The sequence below is a fragment of the Xanthomonas hortorum genome, from assembly GCF_011305375.1.
GTDB classification, from domain to species: Bacteria; Pseudomonadota; Gammaproteobacteria; order Xanthomonadales; family Xanthomonadaceae; genus Xanthomonas; species Xanthomonas hortorum_E.
The window spans coordinates 47,386-64,726 of the sequence record NZ_VCME01000024.1 but is presented as its reverse complement, the minus strand read 5'-3'; the positions used below and the strand labels follow the sequence as shown (position 1 = coordinate 64,726).

Annotated in this window: 15 protein-coding genes; 8 read left to right on the top strand and 7 right to left on the bottom strand. The window is 59.1% G+C overall.

What is annotated here, in order from left to right; all coding sequences use genetic code 11:
• The first annotated feature begins 12 nt into the window (after positions 1–12).
• From FFY45_RS18955 to FFY45_RS18920, 8 genes are all read left to right on the top strand, one after another.
• Complete coding sequence (locus tag FFY45_RS18955; RefSeq protein ID WP_023902501.1) at positions 13–798, top strand: ABC transporter permease; 786 nt, start codon at positions 13–15, stop codon at positions 796–798.
• Entirely contained in the window at positions 795–2,081 is a 1,287-nt protein-coding gene (locus tag FFY45_RS18950) for an ABC transporter ATP-binding protein (protein ID WP_023902502.1), read from the top strand. The genes FFY45_RS18955 and FFY45_RS18950 overlap by 4 nt, the downstream gene beginning before the upstream one ends.
• Before the next feature lie 40 nt (positions 2,082–2,121).
• A complete protein-coding gene (locus tag FFY45_RS18945; protein WP_176341612.1) occupies positions 2,122–4,515 on the top strand; it encodes a methyltransferase domain-containing protein in 2,394 nt (797 codons plus the stop codon).
• A gap of 51 nt (positions 4,516–4,566) precedes the next feature.
• The gene (locus tag FFY45_RS18940; RefSeq protein WP_176341611.1) at positions 4,567–5,628 is read left to right on the top strand and encodes a glycosyltransferase family 4 protein; all 1,062 of its coding nucleotides are present in this window, start codon (positions 4,567–4,569) and stop codon (positions 5,626–5,628) included.
• A gap of 20 nt (positions 5,629–5,648) precedes the next feature.
• Complete coding sequence (locus FFY45_RS18935; RefSeq protein ID WP_176341610.1) at positions 5,649–7,400, top strand: glycosyltransferase; 1,752 nt, start codon at positions 5,649–5,651, stop codon at positions 7,398–7,400.
• On the top strand, positions 7,397–8,038 hold the full coding sequence (locus tag FFY45_RS18930) for a glycosyltransferase (protein WP_255172072.1): 642 nt from the start codon (positions 7,397–7,399) through the stop codon (positions 8,036–8,038). The genes FFY45_RS18935 and FFY45_RS18930 overlap by 4 nt, the downstream gene beginning before the upstream one ends.
• Before the next feature lie 75 nt (positions 8,039–8,113).
• Positions 8,114–9,148 (top strand): GDP-mannose 4,6-dehydratase, encoded by a 1,035-nt coding sequence (gene gmd, locus FFY45_RS18925; protein ID WP_002814017.1) that lies wholly within the window; start codon positions 8,114–8,116, stop codon positions 9,146–9,148.
• Entirely contained in the window at positions 9,132–10,073 is a 942-nt protein-coding gene (locus tag FFY45_RS18920; RefSeq protein WP_176341609.1) for an NAD-dependent epimerase/dehydratase family protein, read from the top strand. The genes gmd and FFY45_RS18920 overlap by 17 nt, the downstream gene beginning before the upstream one ends.
• Before the next feature lie 309 nt (positions 10,074–10,382).
• On the opposite strand, the gene FFY45_RS18915 is transcribed toward FFY45_RS18920, so the two are convergent.
• The 7 genes from FFY45_RS18915 to FFY45_RS18885 form a co-directional block, all read right to left on the bottom strand.
• Entirely contained in the window at positions 10,383–10,940 is a 558-nt protein-coding gene (locus tag FFY45_RS18915) for a hypothetical protein (RefSeq protein WP_176341608.1), read from the bottom strand.
• Positions 10,941–10,986: 46 nt separating this feature from the next.
• Positions 10,987–13,170: a hypothetical protein gene (locus FFY45_RS18910; protein WP_176341607.1), complete on the bottom strand. Its 2,184-nt coding sequence runs from the start codon at positions 13,168–13,170 to the stop codon at positions 10,987–10,989.
• Positions 13,171–13,210: 40 nt separating this feature from the next.
• Positions 13,211–13,627, bottom strand: coding sequence for a GtrA family protein (locus FFY45_RS18905; RefSeq protein WP_023902509.1), 417 nt, complete (start codon positions 13,625–13,627; stop codon positions 13,211–13,213).
• Positions 13,624–14,574 (bottom strand): glycosyltransferase family 2 protein, encoded by a 951-nt coding sequence (locus FFY45_RS18900; RefSeq protein ID WP_023902510.1) that lies wholly within the window; start codon positions 14,572–14,574, stop codon positions 13,624–13,626. Before FFY45_RS18900 ends, FFY45_RS18905 begins: the two co-directional genes overlap by 4 nt.
• Complete coding sequence (locus tag FFY45_RS18895) at positions 14,564–15,262, bottom strand: NAD-dependent epimerase/dehydratase family protein (RefSeq protein WP_023902511.1); 699 nt, start codon at positions 15,260–15,262, stop codon at positions 14,564–14,566. Before FFY45_RS18895 ends, FFY45_RS18900 begins: the two co-directional genes overlap by 11 nt.
• Positions 15,263–15,469: 207 nt before the next feature.
• Positions 15,470–16,414, bottom strand: coding sequence for an electron transfer flavoprotein subunit alpha/FixB family protein (locus FFY45_RS18890; RefSeq protein ID WP_176341606.1), 945 nt, complete (start codon positions 16,412–16,414; stop codon positions 15,470–15,472).
• Entirely contained in the window at positions 16,414–17,160 is a 747-nt protein-coding gene (locus FFY45_RS18885) for an electron transfer flavoprotein subunit beta/FixA family protein (protein ID WP_104549286.1), read from the bottom strand. Before FFY45_RS18885 ends, FFY45_RS18890 begins: the two co-directional genes overlap by 1 nt.
• Positions 17,161–17,341 lie beyond the last annotated feature (181 nt).

Genomic DNA, 17,341 nt, shown 5'->3' with positions numbered 1-17,341 from the left:
GCAACGTTGGACATGATCCGGTCCGTATGGGCCTTCCGTTACTTCATCCTGTCGTCGATCAGGAACGATCTGCGTCTCCGTTTTGTGCAGAGCAAGCTGGGCGCATTGTGGATGATCATCCATCCGCTCATGCAGGTACTGATCTTTGCGACGATCCTCTCTGAGGTTCTTGCGGCGAAGCTGCCCGGTGTCAACAACAAGTTTGCTTACGCGCTGTACCTGATGGCCGGAACGCTTTGCTGGACCCTGTTTGCCGAATGCATCGGTAAATGTGCTTCGTTGTTTGTGGATAACGGCAATCTCATGAAGAAGCAGGCCTTTCCCCGGATCTGTCTTCCACTCATTGCAGGTGGCACCGTTATGGTGAACAACCTTCTGCTATTCCTGGCGATCTTCATCGTTTTCGCTATTTTGGGGCACACGTTGGGGCCGCAAGCAGCGTGGCTGCCGCTGCTGATGCTGCTGACGCTGGCTTTTGCGATGTCGATCGGACTGCTACTTGGCGTCTTCAATGTCTTCGTGCGCGACATTGGGCAAGTTGTACCGGTCGTTCTGCAGGCAATGTTCTGGGTGACACCTATCGTCTACACCATCGATATCCTTCCAGAGCAGACGCAGCAATTGTTCAAGCTCAACCCGCTGTTTCCGCTCGTCAGCGCATATCAGCAGGTCCTACTTTACGGGCGCTCTCCCGAGTGGATCGACCTTCTCCCGTTGATGGCGGCGACAGCGGTGCTGGGCGCTTTGTCTCTGGTAGTTTTCCGCCGCGCAAGCGCGGAAATGGTGGATGCACTATGAGCGCAATGTTGACGGTTGAAGGACTGGGGAAATCCTATCGCGTCTGGGGCAGCGAATGGCTGCGTGCCGCCAGCTGGTTCGGTCTGCAGGTCAAGCCACGCGAGGAGCACTGGGTTCTGAGAGACGTCGGTTTTTCGATTGCTGCCGGCGAGTCGATCGGCATCATGGGACGCAATGGTGCCGGCAAAAGCACGCTGCTCAAGCTGATCACGGGAACTTCCCAGCCTACCGAGGGGCGAATCGTGCGTCGCGGGCGTATTGCCGCGATCCTGGAACTTGGCATGGGGTTCAATCCTGAGCTCAGTGGGCGGGAGAACGCGCGCCACTCCGCAGGCCTGATGGGATACGCGCGCGATCAGATCGATGCAGTATTGCCACAGATCCAGGATTTCGCTGAGATCGGAGAGTACTTTGATGAACCGGTGCGTACCTATTCCAGCGGCATGCAGGTGCGTGTTGCCTTCGCTGTTGCTACTGCTTTTCGTCCCGACATCCTGATTGTCGACGAGGCATTGTCGGTGGGCGATGCGTACTTCCAGGCCAAATGTTTCAAACGCATCCAGTCATTTAAGGACGAAGGCACGACCCTCATTCTCGTTAGCCATTCGGCGGGTGATATCGTCAAGCATTGCGATCGTGCAATCCTGATCAAGGAAGGCCGGGTTTATGCCGACGGACCCTCCCGCGATGTATCCAATCTTTATCTGGACGAGCTGTTTGGTCAGAAGCCCGCCTCACTCCAGGCCGATACCAAGGACGCGCCGCAGGCGATGGCCGGCGGCAGCGAAGATGTGTTTCACACCCGGCCCTACTACAACGCAAATGAGCACCGTTGGGGACATGGTGGCGCAAGAATCCTCGATTACGTGGTTGTCAGCGAAGGGCAGGAGTTTCCGCCGCGGCTGGAGAGCGGCTCAAGGACGGCGTTCTATGTGAAGATCGCGTTTGACCGCGATTTCGATAATGTTGTTCCAGGCTTTCTCGTAAAAACGCTCGAAGGATTATTTCTGTACGGGACCAACTCCTTCCTGTCCAGTGAGGGAAGAGTAGGCATGGCCGTCAAGGCTGGCGATGTAATCGTCTGCAAGTTCACCATGCCGCTGGACCTGAATGAAGCGAATTATCTGGTGTCGCTGGGCGTGTCCAGTGGCGACCCGCTGACCGAATTGGTGCCATTGGACAGACGTTATGACTCGATCGTGCTCGATGTCGCCAGAGCCATGTTGTTCTGGGGAATGATGGACCTCAAGGCAGATTTCGAGATCGTGGAGGCATCTGCATGAGCCTCTGGCGTTTTCATATCAACTCAAAGATCAAAGAGTCATGACCGAATCAGAAAGTATCAGCGCGCTGGTGACGGCGCTGCCGGAAAAGTACCAGCCGATCTTCGGGCACCCGGAACTTTCGGAGGGAAGCTCAAGGGGGTGCGAAGACAGACTCGTGCTGATTGCCCAATGCGCGAAGCGAATGCATGACGCGCTTGGACGCCCACTCCGCGTGCTCGACTTCGGCTGTGCTCAGGGTTTTTTCTCCCTGAGCCTGGCCGCCGAAGGCCACCGGGTGCATGGTGTGGATTTCCTTGATCGGAACATTGCGCTGTGCCAAGCGCTTGCTAGCGACAACCCTGCACTTGAAGCCAGCTTCGAACATGCAACGGTCGAGGAAGTGATCGAGCGGCTTGAAGACAGGGAATACGACCTGGTGCTGGGTCTGAGCGTGTTCCACCACCTGGTGCATGCCCAGGGCGTTGAGCGCGTCCGCAGGTTGTGTCAAAAGCTTGCCGATTCCACCGAAGCGGGCATCTTTGAGATGGCCTTGCGCGAGGAGCCGCTCTATTGGGCCGCCTCTTTGCCTAGCGATCCAGCGGAACTGCTGGCTGGCTATTCCTTTACCCGGTTGTTGTCCCGGCAGACGACTCACCTGTCGGCGATCGCGCGGCCGCTGTATTTTGCGAGCAGCAGGCTGTGGTATGTGGACGAGGTCGTTGGGAAATTCAATTCGTGGTCAGGCGAATCGCATGCCCATGGCAGGGGCACCCACCAATACAGCAGGCGCTATTACTTCGGCGACGGCGTATTTGTGAAGAAGATGACGCTCGGCATGGGCGACCGCGCGGAGATCAATCTCAAGGAGTTCCATAATGAGGTCGATTTTCTTCGAAACCCACCCGACGGTTATCGTGCTCCCCGGCTGATTGCAGCGCTGGATGACCGCTCCGACCTTTTCCTTGCCAGGGAGATGATGAAGGGTCGCCTGCTGTCGGAGCTGATTGACGACGAGACGCTCTACGATGCCGACCGGGTCGTATCGGAACTGTTGGATCAGCTCGTGGCGCTTGAGCGCGCGGGTCTGTATCACAACGATGTGCGCTGCTGGAACGTGCTCATGACCCGGGACGGGGATGCTGTCCTGATTGATTACGGTGCCATTTCTTCCGAAGCGACGGATAGTTCCTGGCTGGACGATCCGCTGCTGGCTTTCCTGATTACTGTGAAGGAGATTCTCGAACGTCATATCGTGCCTACCAGCCCGAGCCGAGAGCCTGCGCTAGACCTGATGTCGCTGCCTTTCCGGTATCGGAATGCATTCATTCGCTTGTTCGGGCGAGCACAGACGCACTGGACCTTCAAGGAGCTACAGGACAATCTGGCGTTGCCGGAGTCGGTATCCGATGAAGTGCCGGAGTGGATGTCGATCTATCAGTACCTGCAGCGATCCCTGCGCACCTACAGCGGATATGTGCGTGCACTGTCTACACAGAGCGAGCACGAACACGCCGCATTGATGGCAAGCGAGTCTTCGCTGGCGCGCGTTCTCGACGACTCGCAGCAGGCACAGGAGAAGCTTGTCGCGCTTCAGGCCGAGATCGAGATGGCGGCTCACCGTTATCACGATCTGGAGGGGAACAGCCTGCGCATGGCCGAGTGGTCCAAGGAACTCGAAGAACACGCGAAAGAGCTCGAGGAGCGTGCGAAAGTCCTGGAAAAAAGCACTGGCCAGTTGAGTGAGCAGGCAGCGGCAATGGAGAGTCGAGCCTTTGAGGCTGAGGCGGGCAGGGACGGGTTCCGCGAACAGGCCGCCGAACTGCAGGCGCGCGCTGCAACGTTCGAGGCCAACAACCTGGAGCTCTCCCGTCGCATCACCGAACTTAAGGTTGAGCTGGAAGAACGGCAGCGCGCCCGCGAGCTCGCGGAGTTGTTGGCAGCCGATGTCGGCAGGCTGACGGCGGAACGAGACCAGTTGCAGGAAGAAGCGGCTGAAAAGCGGTTGTCCAATGAACGCCTGGAAGCCAAGGTTGTGGAGCTTCAATCCAATGTGGATTCCCTCCTGCAGCGGATTGAGCGCTCTGAAACATCCGGCGAACACGATCGGCGTCGGCTGAATGAGCTGCAGGCCAATCTGTCGCAGCGCAATCAGGACGTGGAAACGTCGCGTGCTCGGATTCGCGAACTTGAGTACATTGTCGGTGGATTAGAGGGGCTCATTGCCGATTTCCATACCAGTCGTTCGTGGCGCGTTACTGCGCCGCTGAGATGGGTGACCACCAAGGTGCTTAGGCGAGATGAACCTTTGGCACAGATGGTGCCCAGAAAGACGGAACCGACCAATGCCATCGCTTATGGCGAGGACCTGCCAAGTCCTGCTGATGCTGCGCTGGAGAAGCGGCTGGCCGCGCTCGACCAAATCGGGCGCCGAGTAAGGAAACCCGAGCAGTAATTCACGGAAGTCATCGCAGTGGCAAGGGCAATATCGAAAGGGGACTCAGTTTTGAAAAGAATTATCGTACTTGGCGCGCAGGTGCCGTTTGTTCGCGGAGGCGCCGAGCTCCTCAATGAAGAGTTGGTGCGTCAGATCAATCTGTGGGGCAAGCAGCGCCAGGTCGTCGCTGAGCTGGTGCAACTACCCTATAAGTGGTATCCGGAAACCGAGATCCTCTCTGCGATGCTTTCCTGGCGGCTGCTGGACCTCAGCGAGGCCAACGGGCAGAAGATTGACTTGTGCATCTGCACCAAGTTTCCGACCTACGCTGCGTCGCATGCCAACAAGACGCTGTGGCTTGTGCACCAGCACAGGGTGCTTTACGACCTCGCACATACGCGCTTCGATCAGCCCCATTTGAGCAGCAGGGATTCTGCGGTGCGCGATGCATTGCGTTTGTCGGACAAGGAGATGCTGTCCGACATTGATTCGCGGTTTACAATTTCCCAGACGGTTACTGACCGGCTGAAGCAGTATTGCGGCCTGTCTTCGGAAGTGCTGTATCCGCCGTCCAAGCTGGCGCCACACATCAAGTCGGGCGAATACGGGGATTTCGTACTGTGTATCGGTCGTCTTGAATCGATGAAGCGGCCGGACCTGTTGATCCGGGCAGCCCAGCACGTACCACATGCAAAGGTGGTCATCGCCGGAACCGGTGCAAGCGACTACGCCCGCTCACTGGCCCCGCTGGTGCGCGAGCTGGGCCTGGAAAACAGGGTCGAGCTGGCCGGCTTTATCGAAGATGTCCGCTTGCTCGAGCTGATCGCCAATTGCCGCGCGGTGTTCTATTCGCCAGTCGACGAGGACTATGGTTTCGCGACTCTCGAAAGTTTCGCCGCGCATAAGCCGGTGATTACCGTTGATGACAGCGGCGAAGTGTGCCGTATCGTGAGGTCCACGGGCAGCGGCTGGGTGACCGCTCCGACACCGGAGGCCATTGCCGAGAGCCTGCTGGACTGCTATGCCAAGACACCCGCCCAGCTTCGCGTGCTGGCTGAGGAAGGACATCGCCTCAGCGAGACCATCACCTGGGACCGCGTGATCCGTCACCTCGTGGAGAGCAGGCTTTGAGTGCTCCGTTCCGAGTCGCAATGGTCGGGCCCCAGCCTCCTGATCGGTCCGGCATTGCCGAGTACGCGGCTGGCCTGGTCGACATGTTGCGTGATTGTGGCCTGTCGGTTGAGACGGTCACTGTTTCGGATGTCGAGCAGAAAGGCGCGTCGCAGATCGTTGCCAGTCTGCGCGCGGCAGACGCCGTCGTGTATCAGATGGGAAACCACCCGACGTTCCATGGCTGGATGCTTCCCCTCATGGCAGCCGTGCCCGGAATCGTGCATTTGCATGACCTGGTGCTTCACCATATGGCGGCTGGCGTATTGAGCGATGCGGGGCGACTGGACAGTGCCAGTTACGGTGGCTTGCTGGAAAAGTGGCATTCAACATCGCAGGTCAGAGCCGCAACGGTGGCTCTTCGTATCGGCACGCCGATATGGAGCCGCGCCCAGGTAGTTGATTATCCGCTGCATCAGGTGGCAACCCAGTATGCGACCGAAATGGTCGTGCATTCCCGGTACTCTGCGGACCGGATCGCAAAGGATTTTCCTTGGCTCCCCATCACGGTCGTGCCGCAGCTCTATCCGATAGTGGCACCCCACCGCGTCCGCGGCCGGCTGAATACCATCGCGCTTCTTGGCGGAGGTCAGGTAAACCGCCGCTTTGATTGGGTTGTGCAGGCACTGGCCATGATCGACGAGGCGCTGGACGAGCCGCTCACGCTGGAGATCGCAGGAGATGTCGAGCCTGCGGTGGCGAGCCAGCTTGAGGCGTTGACAGGGCTACGTAACGTTCGATTGATCAACCATGGCCGTGTCGACGACGAAAATTTCTGGAAGGTCTTCGAACGGGCCGACCTGATGATCGCCTTGCGGCAGCCCACCATGGGCGAAGCGTCTGCTGTGGTCTCCAAGGCCATGCAGGCCGGACTTCCGACAATCGTATCCGACCATGGCTGGTATGCCGAGCTTCCCGGATGTGTAAAAAAGATCGTTCCCGACAATGACTGTGTGATCGCGCTGGCGGAACTGCTGCTGCATCTAGCGCAGTATCCCGAGTCGTATGCCCGCTGGGCTGAGGAATGTGCCGATTCGGCAGGACGGCCTTCGTTGGCCCCCATTGCTGCGGCGGAGCAGTATGCGCGGCTATTGCGCACCCATCGCGTCTTCTCCGATTTCCGCGACAGGGTGGCAGACGCGATAGCGAGCATGAGGGTGGACGCCAACTCCCCGCTCGGCAGTGAGCTGCAGCGGATCGACGTTCGCGCCGGCCTGAAGGGGGATCGCTGGGTGGATGCGGCGTTGGCAGTTCTTGACGACCAGAAGCTGGACTCGCATGCGCGGATCACCGGCGAGACGGTCGGGTCGTATCCTTATACAGAGCCCCTGCCTGACACGGCATTCCAGGGTTCCGCGGCTGTTGTTGACGCTGATATCAGCGTCGTGGAGGCCTCGAACGTGATTCCCTTGCGCGTTCAGCTTACCAATGAGGGGGACTTCCCCTGGCTCAGCCCGTCCGACCACACTATCAAGCCCTTTGGAATATATCTGGGCTACTTCTGGCATTCGTCCGACCCTTCGCTGGAGCAGGTCGAGCAGGCCCGTCATTTTCTAGAGGATGTAGTACGCCCGTCGTCATCCGGTATCCATGAGATCATTATCCGTGCGCCTGACGTTCCCGGGGAGTATCAGCTGGAAATTGATCTCGTTCAAGAATCTGTCTGCTGGTTCAAGTACAAGGGCTTCACGCCTGCGCGGGCCAGCGTGCAAGTAGAGGCGGCCTCGCCATGAAAATCTTATCTATCCACAAAAAGTCCCCAATCATGAAAAAAATGAACAAATCCCGTCGTGTCGTTGGCGCAGCTATCGCGCTGGCTGCGGCGATCGCTGTTACTGGCTGCTCCAAATCCCCGAACGACACCGCCCAGCCGGTAGCTGACGCACAGCAGCCTGCTGCGGCGGCGGCTCCGGAAGTTGAAGGCATCTCGGCCCCGATCCCGCAGGATCAAGTAGGCGCCCAATATGCCGTTTCGGCCGAGCCTGTGCTGGTTAGAAACGGTGAGATCCTGAAAGTTGTGGTCAATGTCACCAACACCGGAAAGGTCGCGGTCAACTCGAAAGGCAAGATGCCGGTCAACCTCGCTATCTCGCTGGTTGATGGTGCCGGCGCGATGGTAAAACAGGAGTTCGTGCGCGCTACGCTGCCGCCGCAAGGTATCCCTGCTGGCGGATCTGCTGACGTCGTCGCCGAGGTTCCGGCCCAGGCCGTGGCAGGCAACACGCTGCGCTTCGGTCTCGTACAGGAGGCGGTCGCATGGTACAGCGACTACAAGATCCAGCCGTTGGACTACGGCCCGTTTAATAGCTGCGAAGATCAAGGCAAGCCGACCCTTTGCGGCAAAGATGGAAAGCCGCTCACTATGCAGTGACGGTAACGCCATCGACGCGAGCCTGCTGCGCCAGGCTTGGAACTGGAACTATTTCGTAAATAAGAGACTGTGTTAATGAAGACTGCGTTGATTACTGGAATCTCTGGTCAGGACGGGGCTTACCTGGCCCAATTGCTCCTGGACAAGGGGTATCGTGTGTTCGGCACCTATCGCCGAACGAGTTCCGTCAATTTCTGGCGGATCGAGGAGCTGGGAATCGCAGCCCACCCGAACCTTCATCTGATCGAATACGATTTGACCGATCTGGGTTCAAGCATCCGCATGCTTGAAAGCGCTGGCGCCACAGAGGTCTACAATCTGGCTGCTCAGAGTTTCGTCGGTGTTTCGTTCGACCAGCCGACGACTACCGCGCAGATTACCGGTATCGGTCCGGTTCACCTGCTCGAAGCGATCCGCCAGGTTAATCGGGATATTCGTTTTTACCAGGCGTCGACTTCGGAAATGTTCGGCAAGGTGCAGGCGGTTCCGCAGATCGAGACCACGCCGTTCTATCCGCGTAGTCCTTATGGCGTGGCCAAGCTTTATGCGCACTGGATGACCGTTAATTACCGCGAAAGCTACGACATCTTCGGTTCGAGCGGCATCTTGTTCAATCACGAAAGCCCACTGCGTGGACGCGAGTTCGTGACGCGCAAGATCACCGACTCCGTCGCGAAGATCAAACTCGGCCTGCTGGACTGCATGGAGCTGGGTAATCTCGACGCGAAGCGGGATTGGGGTTTTGCACGCGAGTATGTCGAAGGAATGTGGCGGATGCTTCAGGCAGACGAGCCGGACACCTTTGTGCTTGCGACGAATCGCACCGAGACCGTGCGTGATTTTGTCAGCATGGCGTTCAAGGGCGCCGGGATCGATGTCGAGTTCCGCAACAGTGATGTGGACGAGATTGCTGTGGATGTGCAGACGGGTAAGACGGTGATGAAAATCAATCCGAAGTTCCATCGTCCTGCCGAGGTGGAATTACTCATCGGCAATCCAGAAAAGGCCGAACGCGTACTGGGCTGGCGTCCTGAGACGAGCCTGGAGTCGCTTTGCCAAATGATGGTGGAAGCAGATCTGAAAAGGAACGAACGTGGTGCTTCCTTCTGATATTGCTGGAAAGCGGGTATTGGTCACTGGCGCGTCCGGTTTTACCGGCCGCTATGTGGCCGATGAACTAAAAAACCTGGGCTGCGAAGTGCTGGGGCTTGGCGGGTCTGATCAGCCCGCACCGCGCTGGGCCAGCGCCTTGGCGCCGGTCGACCGTCATTACCAGGCCGACCTGCGTGATCAGGATGCTTTGCGTGAGGTGCTGAAAGAGACTTCTCCCGACATCATCATTCACCTAGCCGCGCTTGCGTTTGTGGGGCACGGCAGTGCGGATGATTTCTACAATGTAAATCTGGTGGGTACGCGCCACTTGCTGCAGGCAGTGGATGAGGCTGCAATCTCGCCTGGGCGCCTGCTTATCGCCAGCAGCGCCAACGTTTATGGCAACTCCTCGGAGGGACGCTTGGACGAGTCGGTGGTCCCGGCGCCGGCAAACGATTACGCCATCAGCAAACTGAGCATGGAGTACGTGATTCGGCTTTGGCAGAGTCGGTTTCCCATCATCGTGGTCCGGCCGTTCAACTACACCGGCAGGGGGCAGGCGGAAAACTTCCTGATCCCCAAGATCGTCTCGCACTTCGTCAGACGGGAGCCGCGGATCGAGTTGGGAAATCTGGATGTGTCGCGTGATTTCGGCGACGTCAGGGCGGTGGCATCCGCCTACGGCAAGCTGTTGCAGTCATCCGACGCCATCGGTCGTACGGTCAATGTGTGCTCCGGAACGGCCTATTCCCTTCGGGACGTGATCGACCTGTGCACACAGATCACTGGCCATTCGTTGGAAGTCTCGGTGAATCCGAAGTTCGTCCGTAGCAATGAAGTCAAGATGCTATGCGGCGATAACCGGTTGCTGCAGGAACTTGCAGGAAGTTGGACGTCTCCGCCGCTGCGCAAAACCTTGGAATGGATGCTGGAAGAGAGCTGAGCGAAGCTCGGCCGAGCGGAATGTGGACAGCTTGCTGGGCTTGGTGATCTATCTGCGCGTATGTACGGTGCCGACGCAGAGAAGCTTGAAGTACGATGATTGATGCGGCCAGATGGCCTGCGTCACGTTGAGTCTGACGTGACGCAGGCTTGTTGATTGGTCGGCAGGCATACGACCAAGTGGTTGACCTGGAAATTGAATGACTCCACCGCGCGCGCTGTTAGCCACGTTAAGAGGCGCCCAACAACTACATCTAGTGAGTCAGGTGCAAGTGCACTTGGTGGCTTGCCCAACCATGGCCAGCGGCTACTAGGGCGTGCGGGCTGCCAGCTGCAAAGACCTGAGTGAGATGCCCAGAGTACGCGTGTCCGAAGACAGTCCAAGTTCAACTGGGGAGGCGGGGCGATCGTAGTGCAGTTCTACCCTGACCTCATCGCCAGCCGCCAACGTTGGCAAGGCAACGCTGATCTGCTGCGGCTCTGGCGCGGATGCTGTCAGTGTTTGATGCTGCCAGTTTCCGCCATTGACCCGAATGCTGACCTCCATGGATTGGCGTTGCGGAGCCCATAGGCCGCCAACCTGCAAGACAAGCTGGGTGCCCGCTGCCGCCGATTTCTCGATTCGCACCAAAAGCCCCGAATCTTCGCCGATGGACCATACTCCGAATGGTTCATCGCTGGACCAGCCATTTGTCAAAAAGGGCCGCAAATCAGCAGGACCTACTGTCTTACCTGCCGAAAGCATGGCGGGTTTCATCGAAGCGGCATCCAGGGAAGACTCGGTCTCCCTCGCCGTACAGCCAGGAAGTAACACGCATAAGACGGCAGCCATCACGACAACCCTAATACCGTGGTTTGCGGTAATCATTTTGAATCCTGGCGGCTAATGGTGTGGGAAGGAGTGCGCATGTCTTTTAGTTGGCCGACTCTATTGGCGCGACCTTGATCCAATCGAAAGCCATACCGATTCCGTAGGAGTGATTATCGACGGCGAGCAGGAAGGTAGCCCGATTGTCGCCATTCTTCAGGAAGGACGAGGGCAATTCCCCATAAAATTCATTGGCATTGATCCAACGTAGTGGGATCACATGGTCGTTTATTGAAACGGCGAGCTGCTCGGGGTGTATCCCGGGCGCAATGGCCCTGACCTTTCCGCGAACCCGATATGTCCCGCCAGCAGGTTTGAGGCGGAATTGAAGCCACGGATTCTCCACAACGTTCCACGAGAACGAAGCCCGTTCTGCGGAACCTTCGGGTTGCCACTGGGCATCCTGCCACCCTCGACCGGGTGCAGGCACATCCAAGTTCCACCAGCGGCCGAAATCCCACCTGAAGCTGGTCTCTTGGTCCCTGTGGCGGAACTGATCGAAAGCCAGAAGCCAGGGGGACGGAGCGAGCATGGCGCGATAACGTCGCGAAACGGTGTCGTTGCGCAACGAAAGCTCGTCTTTACGCGCACTGGCCAGAGGCACGATGCCGTTTTCGGGAATGCGTACGACCTGCGTCGTGCTCTTGTCTGCGCGATACAGAACGCTTTGCGGCGGCGACGTATAGCCGGGCCCATCAACGGTTGCGCCTGAGCTGAACTCCCAGTGGTCGGGGTACTCGGCACATTGGCCGGTGCGACCTCTTTCATCCGTGCGTTGCCAGTCGTTCTCAGGCTGATTGCAGATCTGCACCCGGTTGATCGGCTTCCCGTACAAGTACGTCAGCGCGTTCATCATGTTTTCCCGGAGCATCCAAACGCTATTGATCCGGTGGGAGCCATCGAGAATGAGGAGATCGCGCTCGTTGGCAATGTCCGGCAGGCTTACCGCCACGTTCTTGAGGACCTCGCGCTCTGTATCGGAGATCTGTTCGTAGTGATGGAACTGGAACATCTGCGCCGCCATGCCCAATACGATCAGCACGGTTCCCAACAGCACCGCCAAGGTTCGACGCCCTCCAGACAGGAGCATGACCAGAGCCACCGTTGCCAGTGCCCCGCCTGGCGTAGCGAAAAGGAAGGTGCGTTGACTGATGCTGGTATGCGCTGGAGACGCAAGAAAGGGAAGATAACCGACGGCAGCAAACACCACGCCAGTGAAGAGCACCCGCAGCGACCAGAGTACGCCGATGTGCTTTCCCGACGTTGGCGTTGACGCAGGCTCGCGCACGTAACGGAGCAGAGCCACTGCCATCAACGCAATGGCTGAGAGATACCAGAAGCTACGGTACTCGACGAAGAGAATCCGCGCCGCGTCGATCCAGCCGCCCACCACGCTGCGCCCGATGCCCGTGTAGAACATCACGTGGGCGCGTTCCTTGAGCAGGGCAATACCACCCGCCTGACCCTTCAACACGTCACCCTGGTAGGTCGAGCCGTGTTTGGCAACGTAGTAGATGTAAGCCGCACAAGCCAGGACGCCGATGCACCAGACCAGCGAAACGTGCCAGCGGCGTAACAGCACCCGTATCGTTTCCACCAACCCCAACCGACACCACAGCAACAGCAGGGGCAAGATTGCGTATGCCAACGCCAACTCGTAGATCAGCGTGGCGACGACGAGCATGGCGGTGGACAGCAGCGACAACAGGATCGCTTTGGTCCTGCTGGCCATCCGTTCACTTTCATATGCATGCACGATCCCGATCACGCTGGCCAAGGCCAACCCGACAGACCAGTTGATATGGAAGGAGCGGAACGACAGCTGCATCGTATCGGCGGGATAGATGACTACCAGCAGCGCCAATAACACGGCATAGAGCCGCGAGCGCAGTAGCCACCACCCCATGATTCCGCCGCAAACGCCCTTTAACACCAAGGCCAGCATCTGCAGTAGATGCATGGCGAAAAAGGAATTGGGCGATAGTTGGTACGCGATCGCATTCGGCAACAGCATGAGAGGCCGCATGCGGTGAGTGGGAAGCGGCCCGCCCTCGCCAACAACGTAGAACACGCCGTGGCGAGTGAACAGGCTCAGAAGATCCCATTCCTCGATATGCCCCATCATGTTGAAGCCGAAGGGAAGCCAAAGCAGCATGACGATCGCTATGGAGCAAGCGATGAACAGCATGGTGCGTTGGGAAACGTCGTTGCGGTTAAGGAGGTTGGACATTCGATGGCTTGTTTGGTTGCAGTTGCGGCGTAGGTTGGATTTAGACGTGATCGCGACGTCGGTCCCGGTTGAAGACCCAGAAATTCATCACGAGAAATACCACGACAGGCACGACGACGGCCGAGAACGCAATGCCCCACGCGTAATGCAAGTGCAGACTGTTCACAGCCACGCCCATCCCGATGATGGACAAGGCAAGGTTGAAGCTGTGCAGCAAAATGAAGCGCAAGCCTTCCGAGCTCAGATGGCCAGAGGAGACGAACGTGAAGCTGCGGTGCGCGACGAAATTGATTGGCACCAACACCAGGTAGCAGAGCGCCGTCGCCATGGTCGGCTGCATGCCGAGCTTTGATACAGCCAACCAGGTGAGCGCACTGAAGGCCACGGTACTGGCGCCGCCAACGATGCAAAAACGCAAAAAGCGTGCGGCCAGGGCGCGGTGGCGCTGCGGTATCACTGCACGTTCTCTTGCTCTTGGCCTACGTTGAGCTGTTGGCCCTTTATGTATTGGGGGCGATTGCTGACGTTCAGCAGAACGCGCCCCACATATTCGCCCACCACGCCCAGCGCGAGTAGCTGGATGCCGCCCATGATCAATACCGCGACGATCAATGAGGTCCAGCCGATGACGGTGTGCGGCCAAAGCAGCTTTTGCAAGATCAGCACGATGGCGCACAGGAAGCCGAGGCCGGAAGAGACGATTCCTGTCAGCGACGCGACCCGTAATGGCGTGATCGAGAAGCTCGTGGCCATCTGCATCCACAGCGAGATTGATTTGCGCAGGCTGTATCCAGACTTGCCGTCGCTTCGGGCGTGGTGCTCCGCTTCTATGGTGGTGATATTGCTGGTGCTCTGGACGATAAGCCCATCGACATAGACGAAGGGGCCACCGTAGCGCAATATTTCGTCACGTACTTCGCTGATCAAGCCGCGAAATGGCGAAAGATAGAGCCCGCGAGGTTTGGCAAGCAGCCACGAAGCCATGCGGTCGTTGAACTGGCTGCCGAGGCGCTTCCAGAGAGCGTGTCGCCGGCTTTTGAACTGCACGTAGCAAACATCCGCTCCATTGCGCAGCTCTGCCACTACGCGCCCGATGTCGGAGGGCGAGTGCTGCAGATCGTCATCCATGGTGACGATGTAACGGCCGCGTGCCACACCGAATCCAGCCATTAACGCATTGTGCTGCCCCGCGTTCTTGCGCAGCCGGACTCCCTTCAACCAGGGCCGGGAGGCGCACAGGGCTGTTATGACCTGCCAGGAACTATCCGGGCTGCAGTCGTACACCAGTACAACTTCGAACTTCTCGGTGAGCGCAGTCAGCGACTCCTCGAGTTTCTCGGCAAGCGTGGGCAGGATGGTGGCGCTGCCATAGACCGGGATGACGACGGAAATATCAGGTTGCATCGCTCGTTCCGTAGTATTTGCGGATCAGCCTGGCGATGTATCCGGGGGAGGAATCAATGCCGGTGGCAGTTGCATAACGAACAAACGGCGCCGAATCAGGCGTGGCACCGCCTCCTCGGTCCACAAAGTCGATGGTTGCCTTCTTGCCCAGCGTGGCCTCCAGCATCGAGACCAGCTCGAGCAGGGTGACGTTTTCTGGCGGAGCCAGATCCAGCACGGCATTGCTCTCGAGGCGATTCTCAACCAGATGAAGGGTTAATCGGGCGACATCTTCCACGTCGATCAGGCAGCGTACTGCCTTGACCCAGATGCGCAACGGTTCTGCGTTGCGGATACCACTGGCGAGATAGTTGGACAGGGTGTGAGGGTTGTCGGTGCGTCCCACGACTTGAGGCAGGCGCAGAATCAGAGACTCGTCCCGTTCTGCGATCAGCTGTTCCATTTTCAGCTTGTGACGGACGTAATGGGTTTCGGCACGGTCGGGGTCTGTCACGCTGCAGGTGCTGAAGTAGACGAACCGGCCCCGCGCGTCGTCCAGGGCCTTGACCAGCAGACGTGCTTCCCTTTCGAATGCCGCAGGATCGGTCTCAGATGAATTGGACACCCCGGAGGCGAATACCGTGGCGTTGAGCTCAGCGAGCCTATCTGCTGCGAAGGATCTGGCCAGCAGGCCATTACCGATGATCACTTAATTACCACTTCCCATTTATCGACTTTGTCCTTACACAGCGCCGGACAACTACAAGGCCGCCAGCTCTATACGATCGTCCCGGGCCAGCATTCGCTCCGACCGTAGCGTGCCCCCATCATAAAAAGCGGCAAGCAGTGCCACCGCCACGTTGACGGCGCAGTATACCGTCCACTGTGGCGGCCGTCGTAACCCTGCGCGTAGCCATTAGCCCAAAGCCTGTTCCAGCTCCGGCAACAACGTAAAGAGATCCCCCACCAACCCGATATCGGCAATCTCGAAGATCGGCGACTCCGGGTCCTTGTTGATCGCCACGATCGTCCCTGCGTCCTTGATGCCGGTCAGATGCTGGATCGCGCCGCTGATGCCGATCGCCACGTACAGCTCGGGGGCGATGATCTTGCCGGTCTGGCCGACCTGTAGCTCGTTGGGCACGTAGCCGGCGTCCACGGCAGCGCGCGAGGCGCCCACGGCGGCGCCGAGTTTGTCGGCCAGGCTGTAGATGTGCTGGAAATTCTCGGCCGAGCCAACGCCGCGGCCACCGGAGACCACGCGCTTGGCGCTCTGCAGGTCCGGGCGATCGGAGCTGCCTGCGGCCAGGCCAACGTAGCGGGTGTGGGTGGGCAGCGCGGCATCTACGGTGACTGCTTCGACCGTCGCACCGCCGCCGGCTGCCGCTTCCGGCCATGAGGCGCTGCGCACGGTTGCAACCACGATCTGATCAGCCGGCGCTTTCACTGTGATGATCGCGTTGCCGGCGTAGATCGGGCGCTTGAAGGTGTAGGCATCTTCGACCGACATCAGGTCGGAGATCTGGTTCACGCCCAGCAGCGCGGCCACGACCGGCATCAGATCCTTGCCGAAGGTCGTGGAGGGGCCGAACACATGGCTGTAGCCCTGGCCCGCGAGCTGTGCGATCTGCGGGCCAAGCACCTGGGCGACGGCGTGTTCGTTGGCGGCGTTTGTCACCGTCAGTACGCGTGCGACGCCTGCCAACTGCGCGGCCTGGGCGGCAACCGCAGCCGGATCGGCCGCCAGCACGACGATGTCGATGGACTCGGCCGACACCGCCAGCGCGGCACTGAGGGTCTTGGCGGTGGCCGCATTGAGCTGACCGTTGAGATGTTCGGCGACAACGAGGATCTTGGCCATTACAACAACCCCTTTTGCTTGAGTGCGGCCACCAGTTCGGCGGCGTCCTTGACCATCACGCCACGGCTGCGCTTGGACGGCGCGGCGTAGTGGGTGGTGCTGAGGCTGTCGTGCGCATCGACGCCCAGGTCGGCAAAGGCCAGCGTTTCCAGCGGCTTGCTCTTGGCCTTCATGATGTCCGGCAGCTTGATGAAGCGCGGCTCGTTCAGGCGCAGATCGGTGGTGATCACCGCCGGCAGATCCACTTCCAGCGTTTCCAGGCCGGCATCGACCTCACGGGTCACGGTGGCCTTGCCATCGGCGACGACCAGCTTGCCGGCGAAGGTCGCCTGCGGACGGCCCCACAGCGTGGCGAGCATCTGACCGGTCTGGTTGGCGTCGTCGTCGATGGCCTGTTTGCCCAGGATGACCAGGTCGGGCTGTTCCTTCTCGACCAGCTTGAGCAGGGTACGTGCAGCGGTCAGCGGCTGGATGGCGGAGTCGGTCACCACGTGGATGGCCCGGTTGGCGCCCATGGCCAGGCCGTTGCGCAGATGCGCGGCCGCATCGGCCGGCGCCAGGGTGGCGACTACCACCTCGGTGGCGATGCCGGCATCGCGCAGGCGCAACGCCTCTTCCAGGGCGATTTCGTCGAACGGGTTCGGCGAGAGCTTGACGCCGTCGGTGACCACGCCGGAGCCATCCGGCTTGACCTGAATGCGGACGTTGTAGTCCACCACGCGCTTGTAGGCGACGAGGATTTTCATCGTGTACGAGATCCTTCAGCTGTTGCGGGAAGGCCCGGCCGCGGCGGCAGGCTCGGGAGTGCCGCCATTCTAACCGGGGAGGGCGCACCATGCGATGGCGTATGGATGCTGCGCTGCGGCAGTCGGACACAGCGATGTGGGCGATGCTTAAGCTCGGTCTTGCCCGGACCATATATCCTGT

Bases quoted from the DNA above. Each gene is read 5' to 3' on its own strand.
- FFY45_RS18930 (WP_255172072.1), top strand. From the start codon at position 7,397: ATGAAAATCTTATCTATCCACAAAAAGTCCCCAATCATGAAAAAAATG.
- FFY45_RS18950 (WP_023902502.1), top strand. From the start codon at position 795: ATGAGCGCAATGTTGACGGTTGAAGGACTGGGGAAATCCTATCGCGTC.
- FFY45_RS18885 (WP_104549286.1), bottom strand. From the start codon at position 17,160: ATGAAAATCCTCGTCGCCTACAAGCGCGTGGTGGACTACAACGTCCGC.
- FFY45_RS18910 (WP_176341607.1), bottom strand. From the start codon at position 13,170: ATGTCCAACCTCCTTAACCGCAACGACGTTTCCCAACGCACCATGCTG.
- FFY45_RS18935 (WP_176341610.1), top strand. From the start codon at position 5,649: ATGGTCGGGCCCCAGCCTCCTGATCGGTCCGGCATTGCCGAGTACGCG.
- FFY45_RS18945 (WP_176341612.1), top strand. From the start codon at position 2,122: ATGACCGAATCAGAAAGTATCAGCGCGCTGGTGACGGCGCTGCCGGAA.
- FFY45_RS18890 (WP_176341606.1), bottom strand. From the start codon at position 16,414: ATGGCCAAGATCCTCGTTGTCGCCGAACATCTCAACGGTCAGCTCAAT.
- gmd (WP_002814017.1), top strand. From the start codon at position 8,114: ATGAAGACTGCGTTGATTACTGGAATCTCTGGTCAGGACGGGGCTTAC.
- FFY45_RS18955 (WP_023902501.1), top strand. From the start codon at position 13: ATGATCCGGTCCGTATGGGCCTTCCGTTACTTCATCCTGTCGTCGATC.
- FFY45_RS18915 (WP_176341608.1), bottom strand. From the start codon at position 10,940: ATGATTACCGCAAACCACGGTATTAGGGTTGTCGTGATGGCTGCCGTC.
- FFY45_RS18900 (WP_023902510.1), bottom strand. From the start codon at position 14,574: ATGCAACCTGATATTTCCGTCGTCATCCCGGTCTATGGCAGCGCCACC.